This window comes from Citrobacter sp. Cm038 (assembly GCF_030333105.1).
GTDB lineage: Bacteria > Pseudomonadota > Gammaproteobacteria > Enterobacterales > Enterobacteriaceae > Citrobacter > Citrobacter murliniae.
On the sequence record NZ_JAOWGO010000011.1, the window covers coordinates 64,860 to 87,980 of the forward strand.

The 23,121-nt window shown below is 50.6% G+C and carries 18 protein-coding genes and 1 pseudogene; 10 read left to right on the forward strand and 9 right to left on the reverse strand.

All coding sequences use genetic code 11. The annotated features are described in order from the left end of the window. Nucleotides 1–12: 12 nt before the first annotated feature. On the reverse strand, nt 13–891 hold the full coding sequence (gene dapA, locus OGY01_RS01060) for a 4-hydroxy-tetrahydrodipicolinate synthase (RefSeq protein ID WP_286492260.1): 879 nt from the start codon (nt 889–891) through the stop codon (nt 13–15). 145 nt (nt 892–1,036) lie between these two features. On the opposite strand from dapA, the gene OGY01_RS01065 reads away from it, so the two are divergent. After that, nucleotides 1,037–1,609 carry a glycine cleavage system transcriptional repressor gene (locus OGY01_RS01065; RefSeq protein WP_197086121.1) on the forward strand — a complete coding sequence of 191 codons (573 nt, stop codon included), beginning with the start codon at nt 1,037–1,039 and terminating at the stop codon, nt 1,607–1,609. Next, nucleotides 1,609–2,079, forward strand: a complete 471-nt coding sequence (bcp, locus tag OGY01_RS01070; RefSeq protein ID WP_006683508.1) for a thioredoxin-dependent thiol peroxidase — start codon at nt 1,609–1,611, stop codon at nt 2,077–2,079. Before OGY01_RS01065 ends, bcp begins: the two co-directional genes overlap by 1 nt. A gap of 52 nt (nt 2,080–2,131) precedes the next feature. Here the strand turns inward: bcp and iadA are convergent, their stop codons facing one another. Next, complete coding sequence (gene iadA / locus OGY01_RS01075; protein ID WP_286492261.1) at nt 2,132–3,295, reverse strand: beta-aspartyl-peptidase; 1,164 nt, start codon at nt 3,293–3,295, stop codon at nt 2,132–2,134. Between the two features lie 84 nt (nt 3,296–3,379). Then, nucleotides 3,380–4,444, reverse strand: coding sequence for an AI-2E family transporter (locus tag OGY01_RS01080; RefSeq protein ID WP_045446065.1), 1,065 nt, complete (start codon nt 4,442–4,444; stop codon nt 3,380–3,382). A 225-nt stretch (nt 4,445–4,669) separates the two neighbouring features. Between OGY01_RS01080 and bepA the strand changes: the two genes are divergently transcribed. Both bepA and arsC read left to right on the forward strand, forming a co-directional pair. Next, nucleotides 4,670–6,133 (forward strand): beta-barrel assembly-enhancing protease, encoded by a 1,464-nt coding sequence (gene bepA, locus OGY01_RS01085; protein WP_200010300.1) that lies wholly within the window; start codon nt 4,670–4,672, stop codon nt 6,131–6,133. Between the two features lie 12 nt (nt 6,134–6,145). Next, nucleotides 6,146–6,505, forward strand: coding sequence for an arsenate reductase (glutaredoxin) (arsC, locus tag OGY01_RS01090; protein ID WP_045446071.1), 360 nt, complete (start codon nt 6,146–6,148; stop codon nt 6,503–6,505). Nucleotides 6,506–6,541: 36 nt separating this feature from the next. Here arsC and OGY01_RS01095 read toward each other — a convergent pair whose 3' ends face one another. From OGY01_RS01095 to upp, 3 genes are all read right to left on the reverse strand, one after another. After that, nucleotides 6,542–7,243, reverse strand: a complete 702-nt coding sequence (locus OGY01_RS01095; RefSeq protein WP_223307030.1) for a DnaA inactivator Hda — start codon at nt 7,241–7,243, stop codon at nt 6,542–6,544. Between the two features lie 95 nt (nt 7,244–7,338). Then, entirely contained in the window at nt 7,339–8,631 is a 1,293-nt protein-coding gene (gene uraA / locus OGY01_RS01100) for a uracil permease (RefSeq protein WP_045446077.1), read from the reverse strand. Between the two features lie 96 nt (nt 8,632–8,727). Continuing rightward, complete coding sequence (gene upp / locus OGY01_RS01105; protein WP_045446080.1) at nt 8,728–9,354, reverse strand: uracil phosphoribosyltransferase; 627 nt, start codon at nt 9,352–9,354, stop codon at nt 8,728–8,730. Between the two features lie 441 nt (nt 9,355–9,795). On the opposite strand from upp, the gene purM reads away from it, so the two are divergent. From purM to ppx, 4 genes and pseudogenes are all read left to right on the forward strand, one after another. Next, complete coding sequence (gene purM, locus OGY01_RS01110) at nt 9,796–10,833, forward strand: phosphoribosylformylglycinamidine cyclo-ligase (protein ID WP_286492264.1); 1,038 nt, start codon at nt 9,796–9,798, stop codon at nt 10,831–10,833. Then, the gene (gene purN, locus OGY01_RS01115; protein ID WP_045446086.1) at nt 10,830–11,471 is read left to right on the forward strand and encodes a phosphoribosylglycinamide formyltransferase; all 642 of its coding nucleotides are present in this window, start codon (nt 10,830–10,832) and stop codon (nt 11,469–11,471) included. Before purM ends, purN begins: the two co-directional genes overlap by 4 nt. A gap of 209 nt (nt 11,472–11,680) precedes the next feature. After that, nucleotides 11,681–13,744: pseudogene (gene ppk1, locus OGY01_RS01120) on the forward strand (polyphosphate kinase 1); the annotation flags it as partial. Nucleotides 13,745–13,875: 131 nt separating this feature from the next. Then, entirely contained in the window at nt 13,876–15,417 is a 1,542-nt protein-coding gene (gene ppx, locus OGY01_RS01125; protein ID WP_286492265.1) for an exopolyphosphatase, read from the forward strand. On the opposite strand, the gene OGY01_RS01130 is transcribed toward ppx, so the two are convergent. Beyond that, nucleotides 15,397–17,667, reverse strand: coding sequence for a bifunctional diguanylate cyclase/phosphodiesterase (locus tag OGY01_RS01130; protein WP_200010304.1), 2,271 nt, complete (start codon nt 17,665–17,667; stop codon nt 15,397–15,399). The two genes, ppx and OGY01_RS01130, sit on opposite strands and share 21 nt — an antisense overlap. 355 nt (nt 17,668–18,022) lie before the next feature. On the opposite strand from OGY01_RS01130, the gene OGY01_RS01135 reads away from it, so the two are divergent. After that, nucleotides 18,023–18,214 carry a YfgG family protein gene (locus OGY01_RS01135; RefSeq protein WP_048220835.1) on the forward strand — a complete coding sequence of 64 codons (192 nt, stop codon included), beginning with the start codon at nt 18,023–18,025 and terminating at the stop codon, nt 18,212–18,214. A 256-nt stretch (nt 18,215–18,470) separates the two neighbouring features. Here the strand turns inward: OGY01_RS01135 and guaA are convergent, their stop codons facing one another. Both guaA and guaB read right to left on the reverse strand, forming a co-directional pair. Next, complete coding sequence (gene guaA / locus OGY01_RS01140; protein ID WP_045446095.1) at nt 18,471–20,048, reverse strand: glutamine-hydrolyzing GMP synthase; 1,578 nt, start codon at nt 20,046–20,048, stop codon at nt 18,471–18,473. 63 nt (nt 20,049–20,111) lie between these two features. After that, on the reverse strand, nt 20,112–21,578 hold the full coding sequence (gene guaB, locus OGY01_RS01145; RefSeq protein ID WP_045446098.1) for an IMP dehydrogenase: 1,467 nt from the start codon (nt 21,576–21,578) through the stop codon (nt 20,112–20,114). 161 nt (nt 21,579–21,739) lie between these two features. Between guaB and xseA the strand changes: the two genes are divergently transcribed. After that, on the forward strand, nt 21,740–23,113 hold the full coding sequence (gene xseA / locus OGY01_RS01150; protein ID WP_200010305.1) for an exodeoxyribonuclease VII large subunit: 1,374 nt from the start codon (nt 21,740–21,742) through the stop codon (nt 23,111–23,113). Nucleotides 23,114–23,121 lie beyond the last annotated feature (8 nt).

Consider the following 23,121-nt stretch of genomic DNA (forward strand, 5'->3'; position numbering starts at 1 on the left):
TCTCCCTAAACTTTACAGCAAACCGGCATGCTTAAGCGCCGCTTTGACGATATCACGAGCATCGTCCGTGATTGGCGTCATCGGCAGACGCAGTGTATCGGTCGCCACAAGTCCCAACTCCTTACATGCCCATTTCACCGGGATAGGATTGGGTTCGACAAATAGTTTGTTGTGTAACGGCATCAGACGCTGATTGATCACCCGCGCCTCGGCAAAGTGCCCTTCTGCCGCCAGTTTGCACATTTCAGCCATATCACGTGCCGCTACGTTAGACGTAACAGAAATCACGCCATGACCACCAAGCTGAATAAAGTCCAGCCCGGTCGCGTCATCACCGCTGAGCAGAATAAAATCGTCTGAAACCAGCTCTTTGATCTGGTGAACACGACTTAAGTTCCCTGTGGCCTCTTTGATAGCGACAATATTTTTTACTTTCGCCAGACGACCAACGGTTTCCGGCAGCATATCGCAGCCAGTACGGGACGGCACATTATACAGAATTTGCGGCAGGTCAGTATGTTCAGCGATGGCTTTGAAATGCTGGAACAGGCCTTCCTGGGTTGGGCGGTTGTAGTAAGGCGTCACCGTCAGGCAGCCGACAATACCACTGTCGTTGAAACGCTGCGTCAGACTAATGGCTTCTGCGGTCGCATTGGCGCCGGTTCCGGCAATCACCGGAATACGCCCGTCGGCCAGCTCCAGCGTCATCATTACCACGTCGCCATGCTCATCATGACTCAACGTGGCGGACTCACCGGTGGTGCCAACCGAAACGATCGCCGAGGTGCCGCTGGCGACATGATAATCAATCAGTTTTTTCAGGCTCGACCGGCAGACTTTACCTTTCTCATCCATCGGCGTAATAAGCGCGACAATACTTCCCGTGAACATGGGCCATCCTCTGTGCAAACAAGTGTCTCAATGGTACGTTTGGTACGACAATAAAAGCAAGCGACCATAGCCCTTCTGATTGTTGTATGCATGTTTTTTTTATGCTTTCCTTATGATTACCTCACCTCTCAAAGGAAGAACAGGTTTGACACCGTCATCGCAACACTATCTGGTCATTACTGCGCTGGGTGCTGATCGCCCGGGAATTGTGAACACCATCACTCGTCATGTCAGCAGTTGTGGCTGTAATATTGAAGACAGCCGACTGGCCATGCTAGGTGACGAGTTTACTTTTATTATGCTGTTATCCGGTACCTGGAATGCCATAACCCTGATTGAATCAACCTTGCCGTTGAAAGGTGCAGAGCTGGATTTATTGATTGTGATGAAGCGAACGACTGCTCGCCCCCGTCCGGCGATGCCCGCCACGGTATGGGTGCAGGTCGATGTCCCCGACTCTCCCCATCTGATAGAACGCTTTACCGCACTTTTTGACAGTCACCAAATGAATATCGCGGAACTGGTTTCTCGCACACAACCGGCTGAAAACGGAAAGTCTGCACAACTGTTTATCCAAATCACGGCACATAGTCCCGCGTCACACGATTCGGCAAATATTGAGGATGCCTTTAAAGCACTCTGTACAGAACTCAATGCGCAAGGCAGTATTAACGTCGTCAATTACTCACAGCATGATGAACAGGATGGAGTTAAGTAATGAACCCACTGAAAGCCGGTGATATCGCACCGAAATTTAGCTTGCCGGACCAAGACGGAGAACAAGTAAATTTAACCGACTTCCAGGGACAGCGTGTTCTGGTTTATTTCTACCCGAAAGCCATGACGCCGGGCTGTACCGTGCAAGCCTGCGGCTTACGCGATAACATGGATCAGTTAAAAAAAGCAGGTGTTGAAGTCCTGGGGATCAGCACCGATAAACCTGAAAAGCTTTCCCGATTTGCTGAAAAAGAAGTGCTTAACTTCACGCTCCTGTCCGATGAAGATCATCAGGTATGCGAGCAGTTCGGTGTCTGGGGTGAGAAATCGTTTATGGGAAAAACCTACGATGGCATCCATCGCATCAGCTTCCTGATTGATGCCGAGGGTAAAATCGAACACGTGTTTGATGATTTCAAAACCAGCAATCACCACGATGTGGTCATGAACTGGTTGAAAGAAAACGCCTGATGTACATTGTGCCGGATTAGGCTTTTACACCGCCATCCGGCACAACCGCTATCTACTCAAATGTACCTTTAACGCATGCTTTCTTCTCTCTCACTACCGCAACCCCCTTCGCCCAGAGGTGATAAACTTCCAGCTCGTCGTTTAGTACCAGAATATCCGCATCACATCCGACCGCCAGACGGCCTTTATGCTCAAACCCAAGGAACTCCGCTACTGTGCGTGTCAGCGGACGTAGCGCCAGCTCCAACGGTATGGCATGAACCTTCACCAATTGGCGCACCGTATCAGCAAGTGATTCGAATCCGGCTACACCAATCCCCGTCAGATTACCGTGTTCATCAAATTCCGGCTGGCTGCCATTACCATCTGAACTCAGGGTAATACGCGACAGTGGAACTTCATGGCGCAGCGCAGTAGCAATAGCCATTGCCGGGGAGACAGGCTCATCAATACTGCTGGTGATGTCGATATAACCGCCTTTGCGGGCATACTCTAACGCGGCCTGAAACAGCGGCTCCGCACGGTTAACATGCGTTGGCAACAGCTTGGTGACAGGTACATCACTGCTGTTCAGAATGTCATACAACGACTCCAGCATGCGCGGACTGTCACCCATATGGAATACGCTGATCCCTGGTTTTTGTCCCAGCAATCCACCTACGCGCGACTGAGCCGCCATATTCGCCAGCACTGCTGTATTCGGGGCAGATGATCGATGGTCGGAAACTGCACATTTAACCCCAATCACTTTATCGATCAATGCCACATCGCGTTCAATACTGCCGGTAATAGTCGGCGAAGGTAAAGAGTAAGCGCCGGTTAGCATCCAGGCGCTGATGCCTTCATACTCCAGAGCTCGGGTTTTAGCCAACAGCGACTCCGGGTGGCGGGTGATGCCGTCAGTTCCCAGTAATCCCACAACCGAAGTAATACCTGCTTCAACCAGGCGCGACAGACGTACCTCCGGCGTGCGGGTATGTGGCCCAGCTTCCCCGCCGCCACCGATCAGATGGACGTGCTGATCGATAAACCCCGGACAAACAATAGCACCATCAAGATTGATACACTGGCAGCCAGGAAAATCTTCTGCAACGATTGTGGGCGCAACAGCAACAATTTTGCCATCAGAAACCAGTATATCCTGTAGTCCCAGATCTTCAGGTGCGTAAACGTGTCCACGTTGGAACAGCGTCAGATTAAGAATTGAACAGTTCATAACCTTCCTTGTCATGCAGCAACCTGCATAATTCAAATAGAGAATATGGATACCCGGCGGCATTGCGCCGCCACAGCATCCTGATTAGGATTCGTCAATCGTCTGACCATCCGGCCAGGCATGAACTACCGCTTTAATTAGCGTCGCCAGCGGAATAGCAAAGAATACGCCCCAAAAGCCCCAGAGACCGCCGAAAATAACCACTGACAGAATAATCACCAACGGATGCAGATTTACAGCCTCGGAGAAAAGTACAGGGACCAGCAGATTGCCATCCAGCGCCTGGATTATCAGGTACACGGCAAAACAGCTCCAGAATTCGGTCCCGAGACCAAACTGGAACAGTGCCACACCAACCACCGGAATCGTCACCACAAAGGCGCCGATATACGGGATCAGGACTGAGAACCCGACCAGCACCGCCAATAGCAGAGAATAGTTGAGGCCAAACAGCAGGAAGCCAAGCCAGGTCGCAACCCCCACCACCACCATTTCGAGCACTTTGCCACGAATGTAGTTAGTGATTTGCTGATTCATCTCTTTCCAGACCTGCCCCGCCAGCCCGCGATTACGCGGCAACACCCGACGCACAGCATTCAGCATCTGCCCTTTGTCTTTCACCAGGAAGAACACCATCAACGGCACGAGAACCAGATACACCGCCAGTGTCAGTAATCCGACCAGGGAGGCCACAGAATATTTCACCACCGAGTCGCCCATCGTGAGCATCCGCGAGCGCATATTCTCCGCCATCGCATCAATAATGCCAGCGTCCATCAGCGCCGGATAACGTCGTGGTAAGGTTGCGGCAAAGTCAGAAAGCTTATTCAGCATGCCGGGCATATCACGTATCAGATAAATCCCCTGCTGCCACGCGACAGGCATCACCACGAACGCCATCAGTAGCAAGATACCGACAAACACCACCAGCACAATGGATGTCGCCCAGGGTCGGGAACAGCCGATATTTTCCAGACGCACTGTCGGCCATTCAAGCAGGTAAGCCAGCACAATCGCGACCAGCAGCGGTGCTAACAGACCGCTAAAGAAAAAAAGAATACCAAAACCGGCAACCAGGATAACCAACAAGGCAATAGCCTCTGGGTCGCTAAAGCGGCGGCGATACCATTGCATCAGCATTTCGAGCATAAAACCCTTCCATGAACCTCAATAGCGGGATTGCGATCCCGAATTGTATCGAAATGTCACAAAAAAGACTTCGCTTTTTATGACTCATTCCGAAAAGTGAAAAGACATTCTTCCTGGGTGTTCATCGCAGGATTTCGCAGTTACACTCCGAATGCTGCCGGAGTGTGAACGATACTTCGCAGCACGGGTCAAAATGGCTATCTCCATGAATACAGGACAGAGGTTATGTTCAGGCAGTTGAAAAAAAACCTGGTTGCTACCCTCATTGCTGCACTAACTATCGGTCAGGTCGCGCCCGCATTTGCTGATACTGCGGACACGTTACCCGATATGGGGACCTCAGCAGGGAGCACACTCTCCATCGGTCAGGAAATGCAGATGGGCGACTATTACGTGCGCCAACTGCGCGGCAGTGCGCCGTTAATTAACGACCCGCTGCTGACCCAATATATTAATACTCTGGGGATGCGCCTGGTATCCCACGCAGACTCAGTAAAAACCCCGTTCCATTTCTTTTTGATTAATAACGACGAAATTAACGCCTTTGCTTTTTTTGGCGGCAACGTTGTTCTGCACTCCGCACTCTTTCGCTATTCCGATAACGAAAGCCAACTGGCCTCGGTAATGGCGCACGAAATCTCCCACGTCACGCAGCGCCACCTGGCGCGCGCCATGGAAGATCAAAAACGTACCGCCCCGCTGACATGGGTAGGCGCACTGGGTTCAATTTTATTAGCAATGGCCAGTCCGCAGGCGGGGATGGCAGCCCTTACCGGCACCCTGGCGGGAACGCGTCAGGGGATGATCAGCTTCACCCAACAGAATGAACAGGAAGCGGATCGTATTGGTATTCAGGTACTGCAGCGCTCAGGTTTTGATCCGCAAGCAATGCCAACGTTCCTGGAGAAACTGCTCGACCAGGCTCGTTACTCCACACGTCCACCTGAAATTCTGCTGACTCACCCCCTGCCAGAAAGTCGTCTGGCGGATGCACGTAACCGAGCTAACCAGATGCGTCCAGCCGTGGTGCAATCGTCTGAAGAATTTTATCTGGCAAAAGCACGAACCCTGGGGATGTATAATTCTGGCCGCAACCAGCTAACCAGCGACCTGCTGGATAACTGGTCGAAAGGCAATGTCCGTGAACAGCGGGCTGCACAATATGGTCGGGCGCTACAGGCGATGGAAGCCAGTAAATATGACGAGGCGCGTAAAGCGCTGCAGCCTCTGCTGGCTGCAGACCCTAACAATGCCTGGTATCTCGACCTGGCTACGGATATCGATCTCGGCCAGAAGAAAACCAGCGATGCCATTAATCGCCTGAAAAATGCGCGCGACCTGCGCGTAAATCCGGTATTGCAACTTAATCTGGCGAATGCATATTTACAGGGCGGACAAGCCAAAGAGGCCGCAACCATCCTCAATCGTTATACGTTTAACAATAAAGATGACGCTAACGGCTGGGATTTGTTAGCACAAACGGAAGCCACCCTGAATAACCGCGATCAGGAGCTGGCGGCACGTGCGGAAGGGTATGCCCTGGCGGGGCGTCTTGACCAGGCCATCTCTATGCTCAGCAGTGCAAGCTCGCAGGTGAAACTGGGAAGCCAGCAACAGGCCAGATACGACGCCCGTATCGACCAGCTACGCCAGTTGCAAGAGCGTTTTAAACCGTATACGAAGATGTAACAGGAAAACACAATGTCAGACGCGATTAAAATCTACCATAACCCACGCTGCTCAAAGAGCCGCGAAACGCTGGAGTTACTGAAGTCCAACGGTGTAGAACCGGAAGTGGTGCTTTATCTGGAGACACCTGCTGACGCAGCAACCCTGCGTGAACTGCTGCAGATGCTGGGAATGTCCAGCGCTCGCGAATTAATGCGCCAGAAAGAAGATCTCTACAAATCACTTAACCTGGCGGACAGTAGTCTGAGTGAAGATGTGTTGATTGAGGCGATGGTGAAAAACCCGAAATTGATGGAGCGCCCGATTGTGGTGGCAAACGGTCAGGCGAGAATTGGTCGTCCGCCGGAACAAGTACTGGAAATCATCGATTAACATCAAATAACACCGCAGCCTTTCCGGTTGCGGTGCTTACAGTTTTAAAATCTCTTTGACGAACGGAATAGTTAGTTTGCGCTGAGCGGTGATCGATGCGTGGTCGAGTTGATCCAGTGTCATAAACAAAGTGCGCATTTCCCGATCCAGTCGTTTTAACAGAAAGCGCCCCACATCTTCCGGAAGTTCGAACCCGCGTAATCTGGCACGTAGTTGCAAAGCCTGAAGCTTGTCTTCATCCGAGAGCGGCTGCAGCTTATAGATTTGTCCCCAGTCCAGGCGCGAAGCAAGATCCGGTAGTCCCAGATTCAGCTGTCTTGGCGGGCGATCGCCGGTGATCAGCAGCCGGGTTTTCCCTGACTCAAGAATACGGTTGTAGAGATCAAAAATAGCCATTTCCCACAGGGAATCCCCGGCAACGCATTCGATGTTATCAATACACACCAGTGACAGATGTTCCATACCGTCAAGCACTTCCGGTACGAACCAGGTACGTTTGTCCAGTGGTACATAACCTACCGCATCGCCGCGCTGAGACAACTCGGCGCATGCTGCATGCAGCAAATGGCTACGGCCCGCGCCTTCGCGCGACCAGAGATAGATATACCCGCTATGTTCCTGACGCAGCACGTTTTGCAGTGCAGCCAGTAGAGAGGAGTTATCCCCCGGCCAGAAACTCGCGAAAGTTTCATCGTCAGGAAGATAAAGTGGCAGAGAGAGCTGTGCCGGTGTGTTCAGAGATACCTCAACCCAGGATTTCATAAAATCGCGTTGAGTTTACCACAGAAATGCGTCGTGATAGAACCGGGCAGCGTCGCTGCCCGGTCAAAGACTTAGTGTTGCGGGGTGTCTTCTGCATCTTTGGCGTCGAGGACAACTTCCTCCGGACGCAGCAAGCTAATCGCTTTGAAGATCAGGCTCAGGCATACGCCGACAATAGTCGCCAGTGCCATCCCTTTCAGTTCAGCGGCACCAATGTGAACCTTTGCACCACTCACACCGATAATCAAAATAACCGACGTCAGGATCAGGTTTTGCGCTTTGTTGTAATCAACTTTCGATTCGATCAACACGCGAATACCAGATGCGCCGATAACTCCGTACAGCAGCAGCGACACACCGCCCATCACCGGTAGCGGGATAATCTGAATCGCGGCAGCCAGTTTACCGACGCAGGAGAGCAGAATGGCAAAAATAGCCGCACCGCCAATAACCCAGGTACTGTATACACGGGTAATGGCCATCACGCCGATGTTTTCGCCGTAAGTGGTGTTAGGCGTGGATCCAAAGAAGCCAGAGATCACCGTCGACAGACCGTTGGCGAACATCGAGCGATGCAGTCCAGGATCGCGAATCAAATCTTTTTTCACGATATTCGCCGTTACCACCAAATGCCCTACGTGTTCAGCAATAACTACCAGTGCCGCAGGCAGGATGGTCAGAATGGCAACCCATTCAAAGCGTGGTGTGTAGAAGGTCGGCAGAGCAAACCAGTGAGCCTGAGCAATCGGCGTGGTATCCACAACGCCCATCACAAAGGAGAGCGCATAACCCGCCAGTACACCAATCAGAATGGGGATAATGGCCATAAAGCCACGGAACAGTACTGAACCAAAAACAGTTACCGCCAGCGTTACCATAGAGATGATAATTGTTTTGGAATCTGGCATTTGCCCCTCTGCAGGAAGCAAACCAGCCATACCAGCTGCAACGCCAGCCAGTTCCAGACCGATAACGGCAACGATTGCGCCCATGGCCGCAGGCGGGAACATCACATCCAGCCAGCCGGTCCCTGCTTTCTTAACGATGAAAGAAACCAGGCAGAACAGAACGCCGCACATAATAAAACCACCGAGCGCCACTTCATACCCAAGCGGTAGCAACAGCAATACCGGAGAAATAAACGCGAAGCTGGACCCCAGATAGGCAGGAATTTTGCCTTTACAAATGAAGAGATACAGCAGTGTACCAATACCGTTAAACAGCAGGACAGTTGCCGGGTTGATATGAAACAGGACAGGCACCAGTACCGTTGCACCAAACATGGCGAACAGGTGCTGCAAACTAAGCGGGATCGTCTGTAAAAGCGGCGGTCTCTCACTCACCCCGATAGCACGGCGCGTCATAGTGTTTTCCTCTGAGTGTTGTTTGTTATTAGTGATTAGGTTGTTTTATTCAAAAAAAAGCCGACTCTTAAAGTCGGCTTCTTTTTATTTATTCATTTACTTAGTACCAAAAATCTTATCGCCAGCATCGCCGAGTCCCGGAATAATGTATCCTTGCTCGTTCAGCCCCTGGTCGATAGATGCGGTATATAGCTCAACATCCGGGTGCGCTTTTTCCAGTGCCGCGATACCTTCCGGTGCGGCTACCAGCACCAGTACTTTAATGCTGCTGCAGCCCGCATTTTTCAGCAGGTCGATGGTGGCGATAACGGAACCGCCAGTGGCCAGCATCGGATCGACGATCAGCGCCATACGCTCATCAATATTAGAAACCAGCTTCTGGAAGTACGGTACCGGCTCCAGAGTCTCTTCGTTACGGTACATGCCAACTACGCTGATACGCGCACTCGGAACGTTTTCCAGTACGCCTTCCATCATACCCAGGCCCGCACGCAGGATTGGTACAACAGTGATTTTTTTACCTTTAATTTGGTCTACTTCAACCGGGCCATTCCAGCCTTCGATGGTTACCTTTTCGGTTTCCAGACCAGCGGTTGCTTCATAGGTCAGCAGGCTGCCAACTTCCGAGGCGAGTTCACGAAAGCGTTTAGTGCTGATGTCATTTTCACGCATCAGTCCCAGCTTGTGTTTGACGAGTGGGTGTTTGACTTCCACGATCTTCATACTCTTCTCCTTTCCTCAGACGAGTGGCAACCACAAAAAAATCGCCGGATTATACCGCTTTTCCTCTCTGGCGCAACACTGCATACGCTTGATATGGATCAACCAAAGTCATTTGCGTTCGGGAGATGAGTATAAAACAAGGCCACAGTCTTGACGGAAAATAGTATCAATATATTGAATTATATAAGCATTATCTTCTGGTCTGTATGACGTATTGAAGCCACAAAAAAGATTTTCTGAATATTGTTCATCAGACTCACACCCGTTAACACGTATCCAGCATCGTCGGGTTGCGGTTTATTGTGCTATTGAAAAGGTCAAACGCTGGAAAAAACAGCAGAAAAAAGTCGTTGCAGAGCAGGCTCGCAAACGTTTGCTTTCCCTGTTAGAATTGCGCCGAATTTAATTGCTACCGCAAGTTAACGCGTGGGGACCCAAGCAGTGACCGATAAAACCTCTCTTAGCTATAAAGATGCCGGTGTTGATATTGACGCAGGTAATGCTCTGGTTGATCGAATCAAAGGCGTAGTGAAGAAAACTCGTCGCCCGGAAGTTATGGGTGGATTGGGTGGCTTCGGCGCGCTGTGCGCATTGCCGCAAAAATATCGTGAACCTGTACTGGTTTCCGGCACTGATGGCGTAGGTACAAAACTGCGTCTGGCAATGGATCTAAAACGCCATGACACCATTGGTATTGACCTGGTGGCGATGTGCGTTAACGACCTCGTGGTTCAGGGCGCTGAACCGCTGTTTTTCCTCGATTACTACGCTACCGGCAAACTGGATGTGGATACCGCTGCCAGCGTGATTAACGGTATTGCTGAGGGATGTCTGCAGTCTGGTTGTGCGCTGGTCGGCGGGGAAACCGCTGAAATGCCGGGGATGTATCACGGCGAAGATTACGACGTGGCCGGCTTCTGCGTTGGGGTAGTAGAGAAATCAGAAATTATCGACGGTTCAAAAGTAGCTGATGGCGATGTGCTGATTGCACTCGGCTCCAGCGGCCCACACTCCAACGGTTATTCCCTGGTGCGTAAAATCGTGGAAGTCAGCGGTTGTGACCCGGAAACGACCGAACTGGAAGGAAAACCACTGGCCGACCACTTACTGGCGCCGACACGCATCTATGTGAAATCCATTCTGGAACTGATCGAGAAGGTCGATGTGCATGCTATCGCACACCTGACCGGCGGCGGTTTCTGGGAAAATATTCCGCGCGTACTGCCAGATAACACGCAGGCGGTCATCGACGAATCCTCATGGCAATGGCCAGCCGTCTTCAACTGGCTGCAAACCACAGGTAACGTCAGCCAGCACGAGATGTATCGTACCTTCAACTGCGGCGTAGGTATGGTCATTGCCTTGCCGGAAACTGAAGTGGAAAAAGCACTCGCCCTGCTGAATGAGAAAGGTGAAAACGCTTGGAGAATCGGTATCATCAAAGCTTCTGATTCCGAACAGCGTGTGGTTATTGAATGAAAAACATCGTGGTGCTCATTTCCGGCAACGGAAGCAATTTGCAGGCGATAATTGACGCCTGCAAACAGAAAAAAATCAATGGCACCATACGTGCAGTATTTAGTAACAAGGCCGACGCGTTCGGCCTTGAACGTGCACGAGAGGCAACTATTCCGGCACATTCGCTGGAAGCAGGCCAGTTTGCCAGCCGAGAAGCATTCGATCGGGAACTGATAAAAGAGATAGATGCTTATGCACCGGATGTGGTGGTGCTGGCCGGATATATGCGCATCCTCAGCCCGGCATTTGTCGACCACTATGCCGGACGCTTACTCAATATCCACCCTTCCCTGTTACCTAAATATCCCGGCCTGCATACCCACCGTCAGGTGCTGGAAAACGGTGATGAAGAACATGGAACCTCCGTTCATTTCGTGACCGATGAACTCGACGGTGGCCCGGTTATTCTGCAAGCGAAGGTTCCGGTTTTTGACGGTGACAGCGAAGATGATGTTACTGCCCGCGTTCAGGCGCAGGAACACGCCATTTATCCGCTGGTGGTGAGCTGGTTTACCGACGGTCGCCTGAAAATGCGCGATAACGCGGCCTGGCTGGACGGCAATCGCCTTTCACCACAAGGCTATGCCGCTGACGAATAAAAGTCCCTCACATGGCCGGATAGGACGCAATGATGTCACCATCCGGCCATGAAGCCCCAGCTTGCCCGATGGCGCATCTACTCTTCCCCTTTCTCTTTGCTACCAGACGGTTTATTGTCATACTTTTCTGGCACAGTTGGACATCTGAGAGCAAAGCTCGCCATAATAAATCGGTAGTGTCCCGTGAATGAAACGGAGTAAAAGTGGTAATGGGTCAGGAAAAGCTATACATCGAGAAAGAACTCAGCTGGTTAGCGTTCAATGAACGTGTACTCCAGGAAGCTGCTGATAAATCAAACCCGTTGATTGAACGGATGCGTTTCTTAGGCATCTATTCCAATAATCTTGACGAGTTTTACAAAGTTCGTTTTGCCGAACTGAAGCGCCGTATCATTATTAGCGAAGAACAGGGTTCAAACTCCCACTCCCGCCATCTGTTAGGCAAAATCCAGGCCCGCGTATTGAAAGCCGATCAGGAATTTGACGGCCTGTACAATGAATTACTGCTGGAGATGGCGCGCAACCAGATCTTCTTAATCAATGAACGCCAGTTATCAGTGAATCAACAGAGCTGGTTACGCCATTACTTCAAGCAATACCTTCGCCAGCACATCACGCCGATCCTGATTAACCGCGAGACAGATTTAGTTCAGTTTTTAAAAGACGACTATACCTATCTGGCCGTGGAGATCATTCGCGGCGATACCATTCGTTATGCTCTGCTGGAAATTCCGTCCGACAAGGTTCCCCGCTTTGTGAATTTGCCGCCGGAAACGCCGCGCCGCCGCAAACCAATGATTTTGCTGGATAACATCTTACGTTATTGCTTGGATGATATTTTCAAAGGGTTCTTTGATTACGATGCGCTGAATGCCTATTCGATGAAAATGACCCGCGATGCCGAATACGATTTGGTGCACGAGATGGAATCCAGCCTGATGGAACTCATGTCATCCAGTCTGAAGCAGCGTCTGACCGCAGAACCCGTGCGCTTTGTGTATCAACGCGATATGCCGAATGCGCTGGTTGAGGTTCTGCGTGAAAAATTGACCATTTCTCGCTATGACTCGATAGTTCCCGGTGGTCGTTACCATAACTTCAAAGACTTTATTAACTTCCCTAACGTTGGCAAAGCCAATCTGGTGAACAAACCGCTGCCCCGGCTGCGCCATATCTGGTTTGATAACGAGAAATTTCGTAACGGCTTTGACGCGATCCGTGAACGCGATGTTCTGCTTTATTATCCGTACCACACTTTTGAGCACGTACTTGAATTACTGCGACAGGCCTCCTTCGACCCGAGCGTGCTGGCGATAAAAATTAACATCTATCGCGTGGCAAAAGACTCTCGCATCATCGACGCGATGATTCATGCCGCACACAACAGTAAAAAAGTCACCGTGGTGGTGGAATTGCAGGCACGTTTTGATGAAGAAGCTAACATTCACTGGGCCAAGCGTCTTACCGAAGCAGGCGTACATGTTATCTTCTCCGCGCCAGGGCTGAAAATTCACGCCAAGCTATTCCTGATCTCACGTAAAGAAGGCGATGAAGTCGTGCGCTACGCGCATATCGGGACGGGTAACTTCAACGAAAAAACGGCACGATTGTATACCGACTACTCTTTACTGACTGCCGATTCGCGCATTACCAACGAAGTCCGCCGGGTATTTAACTTTATTGAAAATCCGTATCGTCCGGTAACTTTCGATTACCTGCTGGTTTCCCCGCAAAACTCACGACGTCTGCTGTACGGAATGATCGATAAAGAGATTGCCAATGCACAGCAAGGTAAGCCTTCCGGCATCACGTTAAAACTGAATAACCTGGTTGATAAAGGCCTGGTTGACCGCCTCTATGCGGCATCAGGCTCAGGTGTGCAGGTCAATTTGTTGATCCGCGGTATGTGCTCCCTGATCCCGAATCTGGAAGGTATCAGTGACAATATTCGCGTCATCAGTATCGTTGACCGCTACCTTGAACACGACCGGGTCTATATATTCGAAAACAGCGGTGATAAACAGGTTTACCTCTCCTCCGCAGACTGGATGACGAGAAACATCGATTATCGTATCGAAGTTGCCACACCGCTTCTCGATCCACGCCTTAAGCAACGCGTGCTGGATATTATAGAGATCCTGTTCAGCGATACGGTGAAAGCCCGTTACATTGATAAAGAACTGAGTAATCGCTACGTGCCACGTGGAAACCGCCGTAAGGTTCAGTCACAATTGGCGATTTATGACTACATCAAATCACTCGAGCAACCTGACACTAGCCTAAATAATTCAAGTTGTGGGAAGGCGGCAAATGAGAGAGTCCCCGGGAGCTTACGCCGGTAAGTGACTGGGGTGTAAGAAAGCAGCCAACACAAACACAACTTGAAGTATGACGGATAAACGCTATGCCAATACACGACAAGTCACCACGACCGCAGGAGTTTGCTGCGGTCGACCTTGGTTCAAATAGTTTTCATATGGTCATTGCCCGGGTAGTCGATGGCGCGATGCAAATTATCGGACGCCTGAAACAACGCGTACATCTGGCGGATGGGCTCGGCGAAGACAACAAGCTGAGCGAAGAGGCGATGGAGCGCGGATTAAGCTGTCTGTCATTATTCGCGGAACGTCTGCAGGGCTTTCCACCATCAAGCGTATGCATTGTGGGGACTCACACTTTGCGCCAGGCGCTGAATGCGACTGATTTTCTGAAGCGAGCAGAAAAGGTCATCCCCTACCCGATTGAAATTATCTCCGGTAACGAAGAAGCCCGACTGATATTTATGGGCGTTGAGCACACACAGCCGGAGAAAGGTCGCAAGCTGGTTATCGACATCGGCGGCGGTTCGACTGAACTGGTTATTGGGGAAGACTTCGAGCCGAAACTCGTCGAAAGCCGCCGTATGGGCTGCGTCAGTTTTGCTCAAATGTATTTCCCTAGCGGCACAATCAGCCGGGAAAATTTCCAGCGCGCGCGCATGGCGGCCGCGCAAAAACTTGAAACGTTAACCTGGCAGTTTCGTATTCAGGGCTGGAACGTGGCGCTGGGAGCCTCAGGCACGATCAAAGCGGCGCACGAAGTACTGCTGGAAATGGGTGAAAAAGATGGTTTTATCACCCCCGAACGTCTGGACATGCTGACCAGCGAAGTGCTGAGACATTCCTCATTCGAAGCGCTCAGTATGCCTGGGTTATCCGAGGACAGAAAAGCTGTTTTTGTACCGGGCCTGGCTATCCTGTGTGGCGTTTTTGATGCGCTGGGTATCCGTGAACTTCGACTTTCTGATGGCGCACTGCGTGAAGGCGTGTTGTATGAGATGGAAGGACGTTTTCGCCATCAGGATGTACGTAGCCGCACCGCCAGCAGCCTGGCGAACCAGTACAATATCGACAGCGAACAAGCTCGTCGCGTGCTGGAAACCACCATGCAGATGTACGACCAGTGGCATGCACAGCAGCCCAAACTGGCCCATCCGCAACTGGAAGCATTGCTCAGATGGGCAGCCATGCTGCACGAGGTTGGGCTGAACATCAATCACAGTGGCCTGCACCGTCACTCGGCTTACATTCTGCAAAACAGCGACTTGCCAGGTTTCAACCAGGAACAGCAATTGATGATGGCGACGTTAGTTCGCTACCATCGTAAAGCCGTAAAGCTGGATGATTTACCACGCTTTACGTTGTTCAAGAAGAAACAGTTTCTGCCGTTGATCCAACTATTACGACTGGGTGTATTGCTGAATAATCAGCGTCAGGCGACCACAACGCCGCCGACACTTACGCTGGTAACTGACGAAAATCACTGGACATTACGCTTCCCGCACGACTGGTTCAGCCAGAACGCGCTCGTCCTGCTCGATCTGGAAAAGGAGCAGCAGTACTGGGAAGCCGTAACAGGCTGGCGTCTTAAGATCGAGGAAGAAAGCTCACCCGATATCGCAGCGTGAATTTTCAGCAGGTGTCAGCGCGTCTGACACCTGTTCCTCCAGAATCTCATTCAGCGGCAACGGTTTGCCAATCAGATAGCCCTGCATGTAATCAATGCCCAGAGAAATCACAGCGCTGCGAAGCTCTTCGGTTTCGACATACTCCGCAACCACCATCATTCTTTTCATCCGCGCCAGATGACAAATCGAAGCAACAATTTGGTAATCAAGGCTGTTCGAGACAATATTACGAATGAAGCTGCCGTCAATCTTCAGGATATCGGCACTCACGTCTTTAAGCCGCGCATAGCTGGCATAACCAGTACCAAAGTCATCAATCGCAATCTGACACCCCAATACCTGTAATTGCAGCAATGTTGCCTGGGCCTGTTCCGCATTGGTTAGGGCGTTACTTTCCGTTATCTCAAAAACCAGTTGCCACGCTTCAATCTGATATTTCTCCAGCAATTTAGCGATATCGGATGGAAGGCGGGCACGACACACTGATGTTGGAGACAAATTGATAGCAAAACGACGGGCTGGAATGCTTTCCCGATTTTGAGCCATAAATTTCAGTGTGTTTTCAATTACCCAAAGGTCAATACTGGATGACAGCCCAAACTCATGAGCTGCGGGTAAAAAACAATCAGGAGGAATGGTTTCCCCCTCCTCCCCCTTAAGCCGTAGCAAGATTTCATGATACATATCACCGCGTACACCCAAAATCGGCTGCGCCATCAGGAAAAAGTGATCATGCTCCAGCGCCTGCTGAAGTCGGTTCATCATTGCTACTTTATCTTTCAGATCTCGCTGCAAATTCATGGCACCACGTCGCTGCAAATTTTCAGGCGCATTGGTGACAAGGGAGAAATCGGCAATGGTACTCAGTTCGCCTAATAGCAGGTAGATATGACTGACCGGAGAGCGTACATAACAGTAGCTCATCCCAACCTGCGGCTGTAGAGCCATACCATCCCAGATAAAGCGGAATTGCTTAATATGCTTATCAAGTGCCTCAATACGTCGCTGGTGTGATTCGGTAGTAAGACGCAAAACAAGGTCATGTCCGGACATCTGGTATACACATTCATCGGGTGCCAGTTGTTCGGTGATCCAGTGAGAAAGCTTCTGCTTGTACTGGATGCGGAGCATAACGCCATAGTTTTTCCCGAGTAGCTCTAACCCCGGCACGCGCAAATAGCAGAGTGCTGACCATGGCGTACTCTTTAACGCCCGATTTAAAGCTCGAAGATTAGGGATATGTACTACAGGATCCAGATAAGCAAGACGGCGGGCCCGAGCGCTGACAATTCGCTGACGTGTCGCCAGCACTGCCATGTAACATACGATAAAAGAAAAAACCAGGTAGCTCGAGGAGGTGATCGCAAGCTGTGTATCGTAGCCGGGATACCAAGGCATATAGCGCTGATAATAATGAATTGCAGCAATCAGTATTACAGCCCAAGCTAACGAAATAAATCTATAACCGTAACGCATTGCCCCCCACAACATAACAGGCAATAAGAGCGACAGGGTATAATTCGTGCTAAATATTGAGCTATTATCATTTAATGGCATACACAGCAATACCATTAACGCAGCCAATATTATCAACCAGATAGCGAACTCTTTTTTTGATACTTTAGTATCAAATTGCAGCTTTAACTGAGAAAAATAGCTACGCAAATACAGTGGATTACGCGCAGTTCGGATAATAAAATAACACATTGGAACACCGATGAGATTCCCCACCAGCAATGCCTGATAGTTAATGAGTGTCGTAATATTAAAAGGCATAACTCCCATCATGCCAGATTTACTTTCATACACGCCAACAAACGCAGCAAACTGAAAGAGTATCAGGAATAACGTAGCCGGGCAGAAAACCTGCCAAAACATGCGCGGGAGCATCAGATGAGAGTCACCATGAGCAACATTGTTGCGTCGTGGGGAAAACACCCGATACCCACCCCAACTGAGTACAACTGTGATTATAAAGTGCGTGATAATTGAAAACGTTTCAGACAGACCTAACTGTGAATATTTAGACCAGAAAATAGCAATGATAATTCCCGGCAATGCTGCCAGGCCAAAAAATAGCATCAGACTAATCATCAGTGCTAAAGGCAGATAAAAAAGGACAATATTACCGGTACTAATATGTGCGTAAGTATTTGCTGAGCTCAATAAAGGCAGCAGCAAGGAAGGTAAGATGAGAGGTAATGCCCACCATTTATCTCTAATGCGAATATAGTTTTTATTGAGTTTCATAGATGCTCAGTAGGATCCTTCACATCCTGAAGGAGTTTCAGACAGGTATCCCACCTGACTTTAAAAAATGATGTTTAGTTCATCACAGCGGCCCTCAATTTTAGTTATCGCTTACGGAGGGCATTTGATATGTATCAAAAAAAATATCCCTCATTAATCATTTATTACTTTTTTTCTTTTTTATTTTCGTTAATTCATTATTAATGCAAATAATAAAATTATGTTCCATAACATAAAAAGATAAAACAACCGATGCGTTTTTACATTTTACATAATGATGAATTGACCATTCCCTCACAGTGTGCCTTAATGTAAGTATCGCCCACACTGTTGGGTACATTTGAAGGAACCTTTTGTGAGTCAGGCTACCAGTATGCGAAAACGACATCGATTTAACAGTCGCATGATCCGTATCATATTGCTTATCAGTTTTCTCTTCTTCTTCGGACGCTTCGTCTACTCTGCCATTGGTGCCTGGCATCATCACCAGGATAAAAAAGAAGCGCAACAGTCTTCACTCTCCGTAGAAACGCCTGCTCAACGCTAACTTTTGTTGACTGCCCCCGTGAGAAAATTGGCGGCTTAATACCGCCTGAACACTTTTTTGTTACGCCTTTCAGCCTCAACCAGCACCAGACGTCAGCGTTACTAAATGCTCACCCCCTGTGAATCTACTCCTCATATTTCGATGTGGCGTTGCTATTACGACTGCAACGGAGCCGTGCTGAAATTAAAAAGCCCTCTGTAAAAACAGAGGGCTTTAAGCGTGTTACTACCTGTTCAGAATCAGGTAAAAGTAGGTGTTATTCCCACTCAATCGTAGCTGGCGGCTTACCGCTAATGTCATACACTACGCGGGAAATACCGTTCACTTCGTTGATGATACGGTTGGAAACACGGCCTAAGAAATCATACGGCAGGTGTGCCCAGTGAGCGGTCATAAAGTCGATAGTTTCAACAGCACGCAGGGAAACAACCCAGTCGTACTTACGGCCATCGCCCATAACGCCAACCGAACGAACCGGCAGGAACACAGTGAACGCCTGGCTTACCTTGTTGTACAGGTCAGCTTTGTGCAGCTCTTCAATGAAGATAGCATCCGCACGACGCAGCAGGTCGCAGTACTCTTTCTTCACTTCGCCCAGTACGCGCACGCCCAGACCTGGCCCCGGGAACGGGTGACGGTACAGCATGTCGTACGGCAGACCCAGCTCCAGACCAATCTTACGCACTTCGTCTTTGAACAGCTCTTTCAGCGGTTCAACGAGGCCCATTTTCATCTCTTTCGGCAAACCGCCCACGTTGTGGTGAGATTTGATAACGTGTGCTTTACCGGTTGCAGAAGCGGCAGATTCAATCACGTCAGGGTAGATTGTCCCCTGCGCCAGCCACTTCACGTCTTCCAGACGCAGGGCTTCTTCGTCAAACACTTCGACGAATACGCGACCGATGATTTTACGTTTAGCTTCAGGATCGTTCTCGCCTTTCAGCGCGCTCAGGAAGCGTTCTTCTGCCGGGACGTGAACGATATTCAGACCAAAGTGGTCACCAAACATGTCCATCACCTGCTCAGCTTCATTCAGGCGCAGCAGGCCGTTATCAACAAATACGCAGGTCAGGTTCTTACCGATTGCACGGTGCAACAGCATTGCAGTAACGGAGGAGTCAACACCGCCGGACAGACCGAGGATCACTTTATCGTCGCCAACCTGCTCACGAATACGGGCAACGGCGTCATCAATGATTTTTGCCGGCGTCCATAGAGCTTCACACTGGCAGATGTCGCGAACAAAACGCTCCAGCATACGCAGGCCCTGACGAGTGTGGGTAACTTCCGGGTGGAACTGCACGCCGTAAAAACGTTTTTCTTCGTTTGCCATAATAGCGAACGGACAGGTTTCAGTGCTGGCAACGGTGACGAAGTCAGAAGGAATTGCCGTCACTTTATCGCCGTGGCTCATCCACACGTCCAGCAGCGGTTTGCCGTCTGCTGTCAGGGAGTCTTCGATGCCGTGGATCAGGGCACTGTCGGTTTTCACTTCCACCTGCGCATAGCCGAACTCACGCTCGGTTGAGCTTTCTACATGACCGCCAAGCTGCATCGCCATGGTCTGCATACCGTAACAGACACCAAATACCGGTACACCAGCTTCGAACACATACTGCGGCGCGCGCGGACTGTTGTCTTCGGTAGTGCTCTCAGGCCCGCCAGAAAGAATAATACCGCTTGGGTTGAATTCGCGAATTTGTGCTTCCGTAACATCCCATGCCCACAGTTCACAGTAGACGCCCAGTTCACGTACGCGACGAGCCACCAACTGAGTGTATTGCGATCCGAAATCCAGGATGAGAATGCGATGTTTATGAATATTGTCTGTCATTGACGCTAATTCCGAGGCAAGTGAAACAAATTCGCCTGGCATATAGCCAGGCGCGGAAACATATCAGGAGCCCATGCGGTAGTTAGGGGACTCTTTGGTGATGGTCACATCGTGAACGTGACTTTCCTGAATACCGGCACCACTGATGCGTACAAATTCTGCTTTAGTGCGCAGCTCGTCGATAGTACCACAACCGGTCAGGCCCATACAGGAGCGCAGGCCGCCCATCTGCTGGTGGATGATCTCTTTCAGGCGGCCTTTATAGGCTACGCGACCTTCGATACCTTCCGGAACCAGTTTGTCAGCGGCGTTATCGCTCTGGAAATAACGGTCGGAAGACCCTTTGGACATCGCACCCAGAGAACCCATACCACGGTAAGATTTGTAAGAACGGCCCTGGTACAGTTCAATCTCGCCCGGGGATTCTTCAGTACCTGCCAGCATGGAGCCAACCATGACAGCAGCAGCACCAGCGGCGATAGCTTTGGCGATATCGCCAGAGAAACGGATACCACCGTCGGCGATAACCGGAATACCAGTGCCTTCCAGCGCTTCAACTGCGTCAGAAACCGCAGTAATCTGCGGAACACCTACGCCGGTAACAATACGAGTAGTACAGATAGAGCCAGGACCGATCCCTACCTTCACTGCGCTTACGCCAGCCTCTGCCAGGGCGCGTGCACCTGCGCCAGTCGCTACGTTACCGCCGATGATTTGCAGATTCGGGTATTTGGCACGCGTTTCGCGAATACGCTGCAACACACCTTCAGAATGGCCGTGAGAGGAGTCAATCAGCAGAACGTCAACGCCCGCGGCAACCAGCGCGTCAACACGCTCTTCGTTACCTGCGCCAGCACCTACTGCAGCACCTACACGCAGACGACCATGCTCATCTTTACAGGCGTTAGGTTTACGCTCAGCTTTCTGGAAATCTTTTACGGTGATCATGCCAATCAGGTGGAAACCATCGTCAACAACCAACGCTTTCTCAACGCGTTTTTCGTGCATTTTGGCAAATACAACATCACGCGCTTCACCTTCGCGCACAGTCACCAGACGCTCTTTCGGCGTCATGTAAACACTAACTGGCTGGTTGAGGTCGGTTACAAAACGCACGTCGCGACCGGTGATGATACCGACAAGTTCGTTATCTTCAGTCACAACCGGGTAGCCCGCAAAACCGTTACGCTCAGTCAGTTCTTTCACTTCGCGCAGAGTTGTGGTTGGCAATACAGTCTGAGGATCAGTCACTACGCCTGATTCATGTTTCTTCACACGGCGAACTTCTTCCGCTTGGCGCTCAATGGACATGTTTTTGTGGATAAAACCGATGCCGCCTTCCTGTGCCAGTGCAATTGCAAGGCGCGCTTCAGTCACGGTATCCATGGCTGCGGAGAGCATAGGAATATTCAGACGAATGGTTTTCGTCAGCTGCGTGCTGAGATCAGCAGTATTCGGCAGAACGGTGGAATGAGCGGGAACGAGGAGGACGTCGTCAAACGTCAGGGCTTCTTTGGCAATACGTAGCATGGGCAATATCTCGACCAGAGTGGTTAATAAATATTGCCGTGGCATTATACAGAGCGTAACCGATTGCATCCACACTTTTTTGCAAAAAAACCTTGCGATCCCCTGTGGGCGGGTTACTATCGATTGAATAACCTGCTGATTTAGAATTTGATCCCGCTCACATGTTATCCTCCCAGACCTCTTCAATTTTTACCGTAAGTCGCCTTAACCAGACGGTGCGTCTGCTGCTCGAGCAAGAAATGGGGCAGGTATGGATCAGCGGCGAAATATCTAACTTTACCCAGCCCTCATCAGGTCACTGGTACTTCACCTTAAAAGACGATGGTGCCCAGGTACGCTGTGCGATGTTCCGCAACAGCAACCGCCGTGTAACCTTTCGCCCGCAGCACGGACAGCAGGTGCTGGTTCGCGCCAACATTACGTTGTATGAACCGCGCGGCGACTATCAGATTATTGTTGAAAGCATGCAGCCTGCGGGTGAAGGCTTGTTACAGCAAAAATATGAGCAACTCAAAGCCAAACTTCAGGCTGAAGGGCTGTTCGATCAGCAGCATAAGCAACCTCTGCCCTCTCCGGCCCATTGCGTCGGCGTGATCACCTCGAAAACCGGGGCCGCATTGCACGATATTCTCCACGTGTTGAAACGACGCGATCCTTCCCTGCCCGTTATCATCTATCCGACTGCCGTTCAGGGTGATGAAGCGCCTGCTCAAATCGTTCGCGCCATTGAACTGGCGAATGCGCGTAGCGAGTGCGACGTATTGATCGTTGGCCGGGGCGGCGGTTCGCTGGAAGATTTATGGAGCTTTAACGACGAACGTGTAGCACGGGCAATTTTTGCCAGCCGCATTCCGGTAGTTAGCGCCGTCGGCCATGAAACCGATGTAACCATCGCCGATTTTGTTGGTGACCTGCGTGCGCCAACGCCGTCAGCCGCCGCCGAAGTGGTAAGCCGCAACCAGCAGGAATTACTACGCCAGGTGCAGTCCGCACAACAGCGTCTGGAAATGGCGATGGATTATTTTCTCGCTAATCGCAGTCGTCGCTTTACCCAGATTCATCACCGCTTACAGCAACAACACCCTCAGCTACGCCTGGCACGTCAGCAAACCACGCTGGATCGCCTGCAAAAACGCATGAGTTTTGCGCTGGAAAACCAGCTCAAACGTGCCAGTCAGCAACAGCAGCGACTGGCACAGCGACTGAACCAGCAAAACCCGCAGCCGCGTATTCATCGCGGGCAGACGCGTATCCAACAGCTCGAGTATCGTCTGGCAGAGCTCGTCCGCGCACAAATGAGTGCAACACGCGAACGTTTTGGCAATGCGGTAACACATCTGGAAGCCGTCAGCCCACTGGCAACGCTGGCGCGAGGATACAGTGTCACTACCGCAACGGACGGAAAGGCTCTGACAAAAGCGAAGCAGGTAAAACCCGGCGAAACGCTCACAACACGCCTTAGCGATGGCTGGGTGGAAAGCGAGGTGAAAAAAATCACCCCGCTCAAAAAACCACGTTCGCGCAAAGTAAGCTAAATTCACTG

Coding starts and splice junctions, on each gene's coding strand:
- dapA (WP_286492260.1), bottom strand. CDS start 891: ATGTTCACGGGAAGTATTGTCGCGCTTATTACGCCGATGGATGAGAAA.
- bcp (WP_006683508.1), top strand. CDS start 1,609: ATGAACCCACTGAAAGCCGGTGATATCGCACCGAAATTTAGCTTGCCG.
- iadA (WP_286492261.1), bottom strand. CDS start 3,295: ATGAACTGTTCAATTCTTAATCTGACGCTGTTCCAACGTGGACACGTT.
- OGY01_RS01080 (WP_045446065.1), bottom strand. CDS start 4,444: ATGCTCGAAATGCTGATGCAATGGTATCGCCGCCGCTTTAGCGACCCA.
- bepA (WP_200010300.1), top strand. CDS start 4,670: ATGTTCAGGCAGTTGAAAAAAAACCTGGTTGCTACCCTCATTGCTGCA.
- arsC (WP_045446071.1), top strand. CDS start 6,146: ATGTCAGACGCGATTAAAATCTACCATAACCCACGCTGCTCAAAGAGC.
- uraA (WP_045446077.1), bottom strand. CDS start 8,631: ATGACGCGCCGTGCTATCGGGGTGAGTGAGAGACCGCCGCTTTTACAG.
- upp (WP_045446080.1), bottom strand. CDS start 9,354: ATGAAGATCGTGGAAGTCAAACACCCACTCGTCAAACACAAGCTGGGA.
- purN (WP_045446086.1), top strand. CDS start 10,830: ATGAAAAACATCGTGGTGCTCATTTCCGGCAACGGAAGCAATTTGCAG.
- ppx (WP_286492265.1), top strand. CDS start 13,876: ATGCCAATACACGACAAGTCACCACGACCGCAGGAGTTTGCTGCGGTC.
- OGY01_RS01130 (WP_200010304.1), bottom strand. CDS start 17,667: ATGAAACTCAATAAAAACTATATTCGCATTAGAGATAAATGGTGGGCA.
- guaA (WP_045446095.1), bottom strand. CDS start 20,048: ATGACAGACAATATTCATAAACATCGCATTCTCATCCTGGATTTCGGA.
- guaB (WP_045446098.1), bottom strand. CDS start 21,578: ATGCTACGTATTGCCAAAGAAGCCCTGACGTTTGACGACGTCCTCCTC.
- xseA (WP_200010305.1), top strand. CDS start 21,740: ATGTTATCCTCCCAGACCTCTTCAATTTTTACCGTAAGTCGCCTTAAC.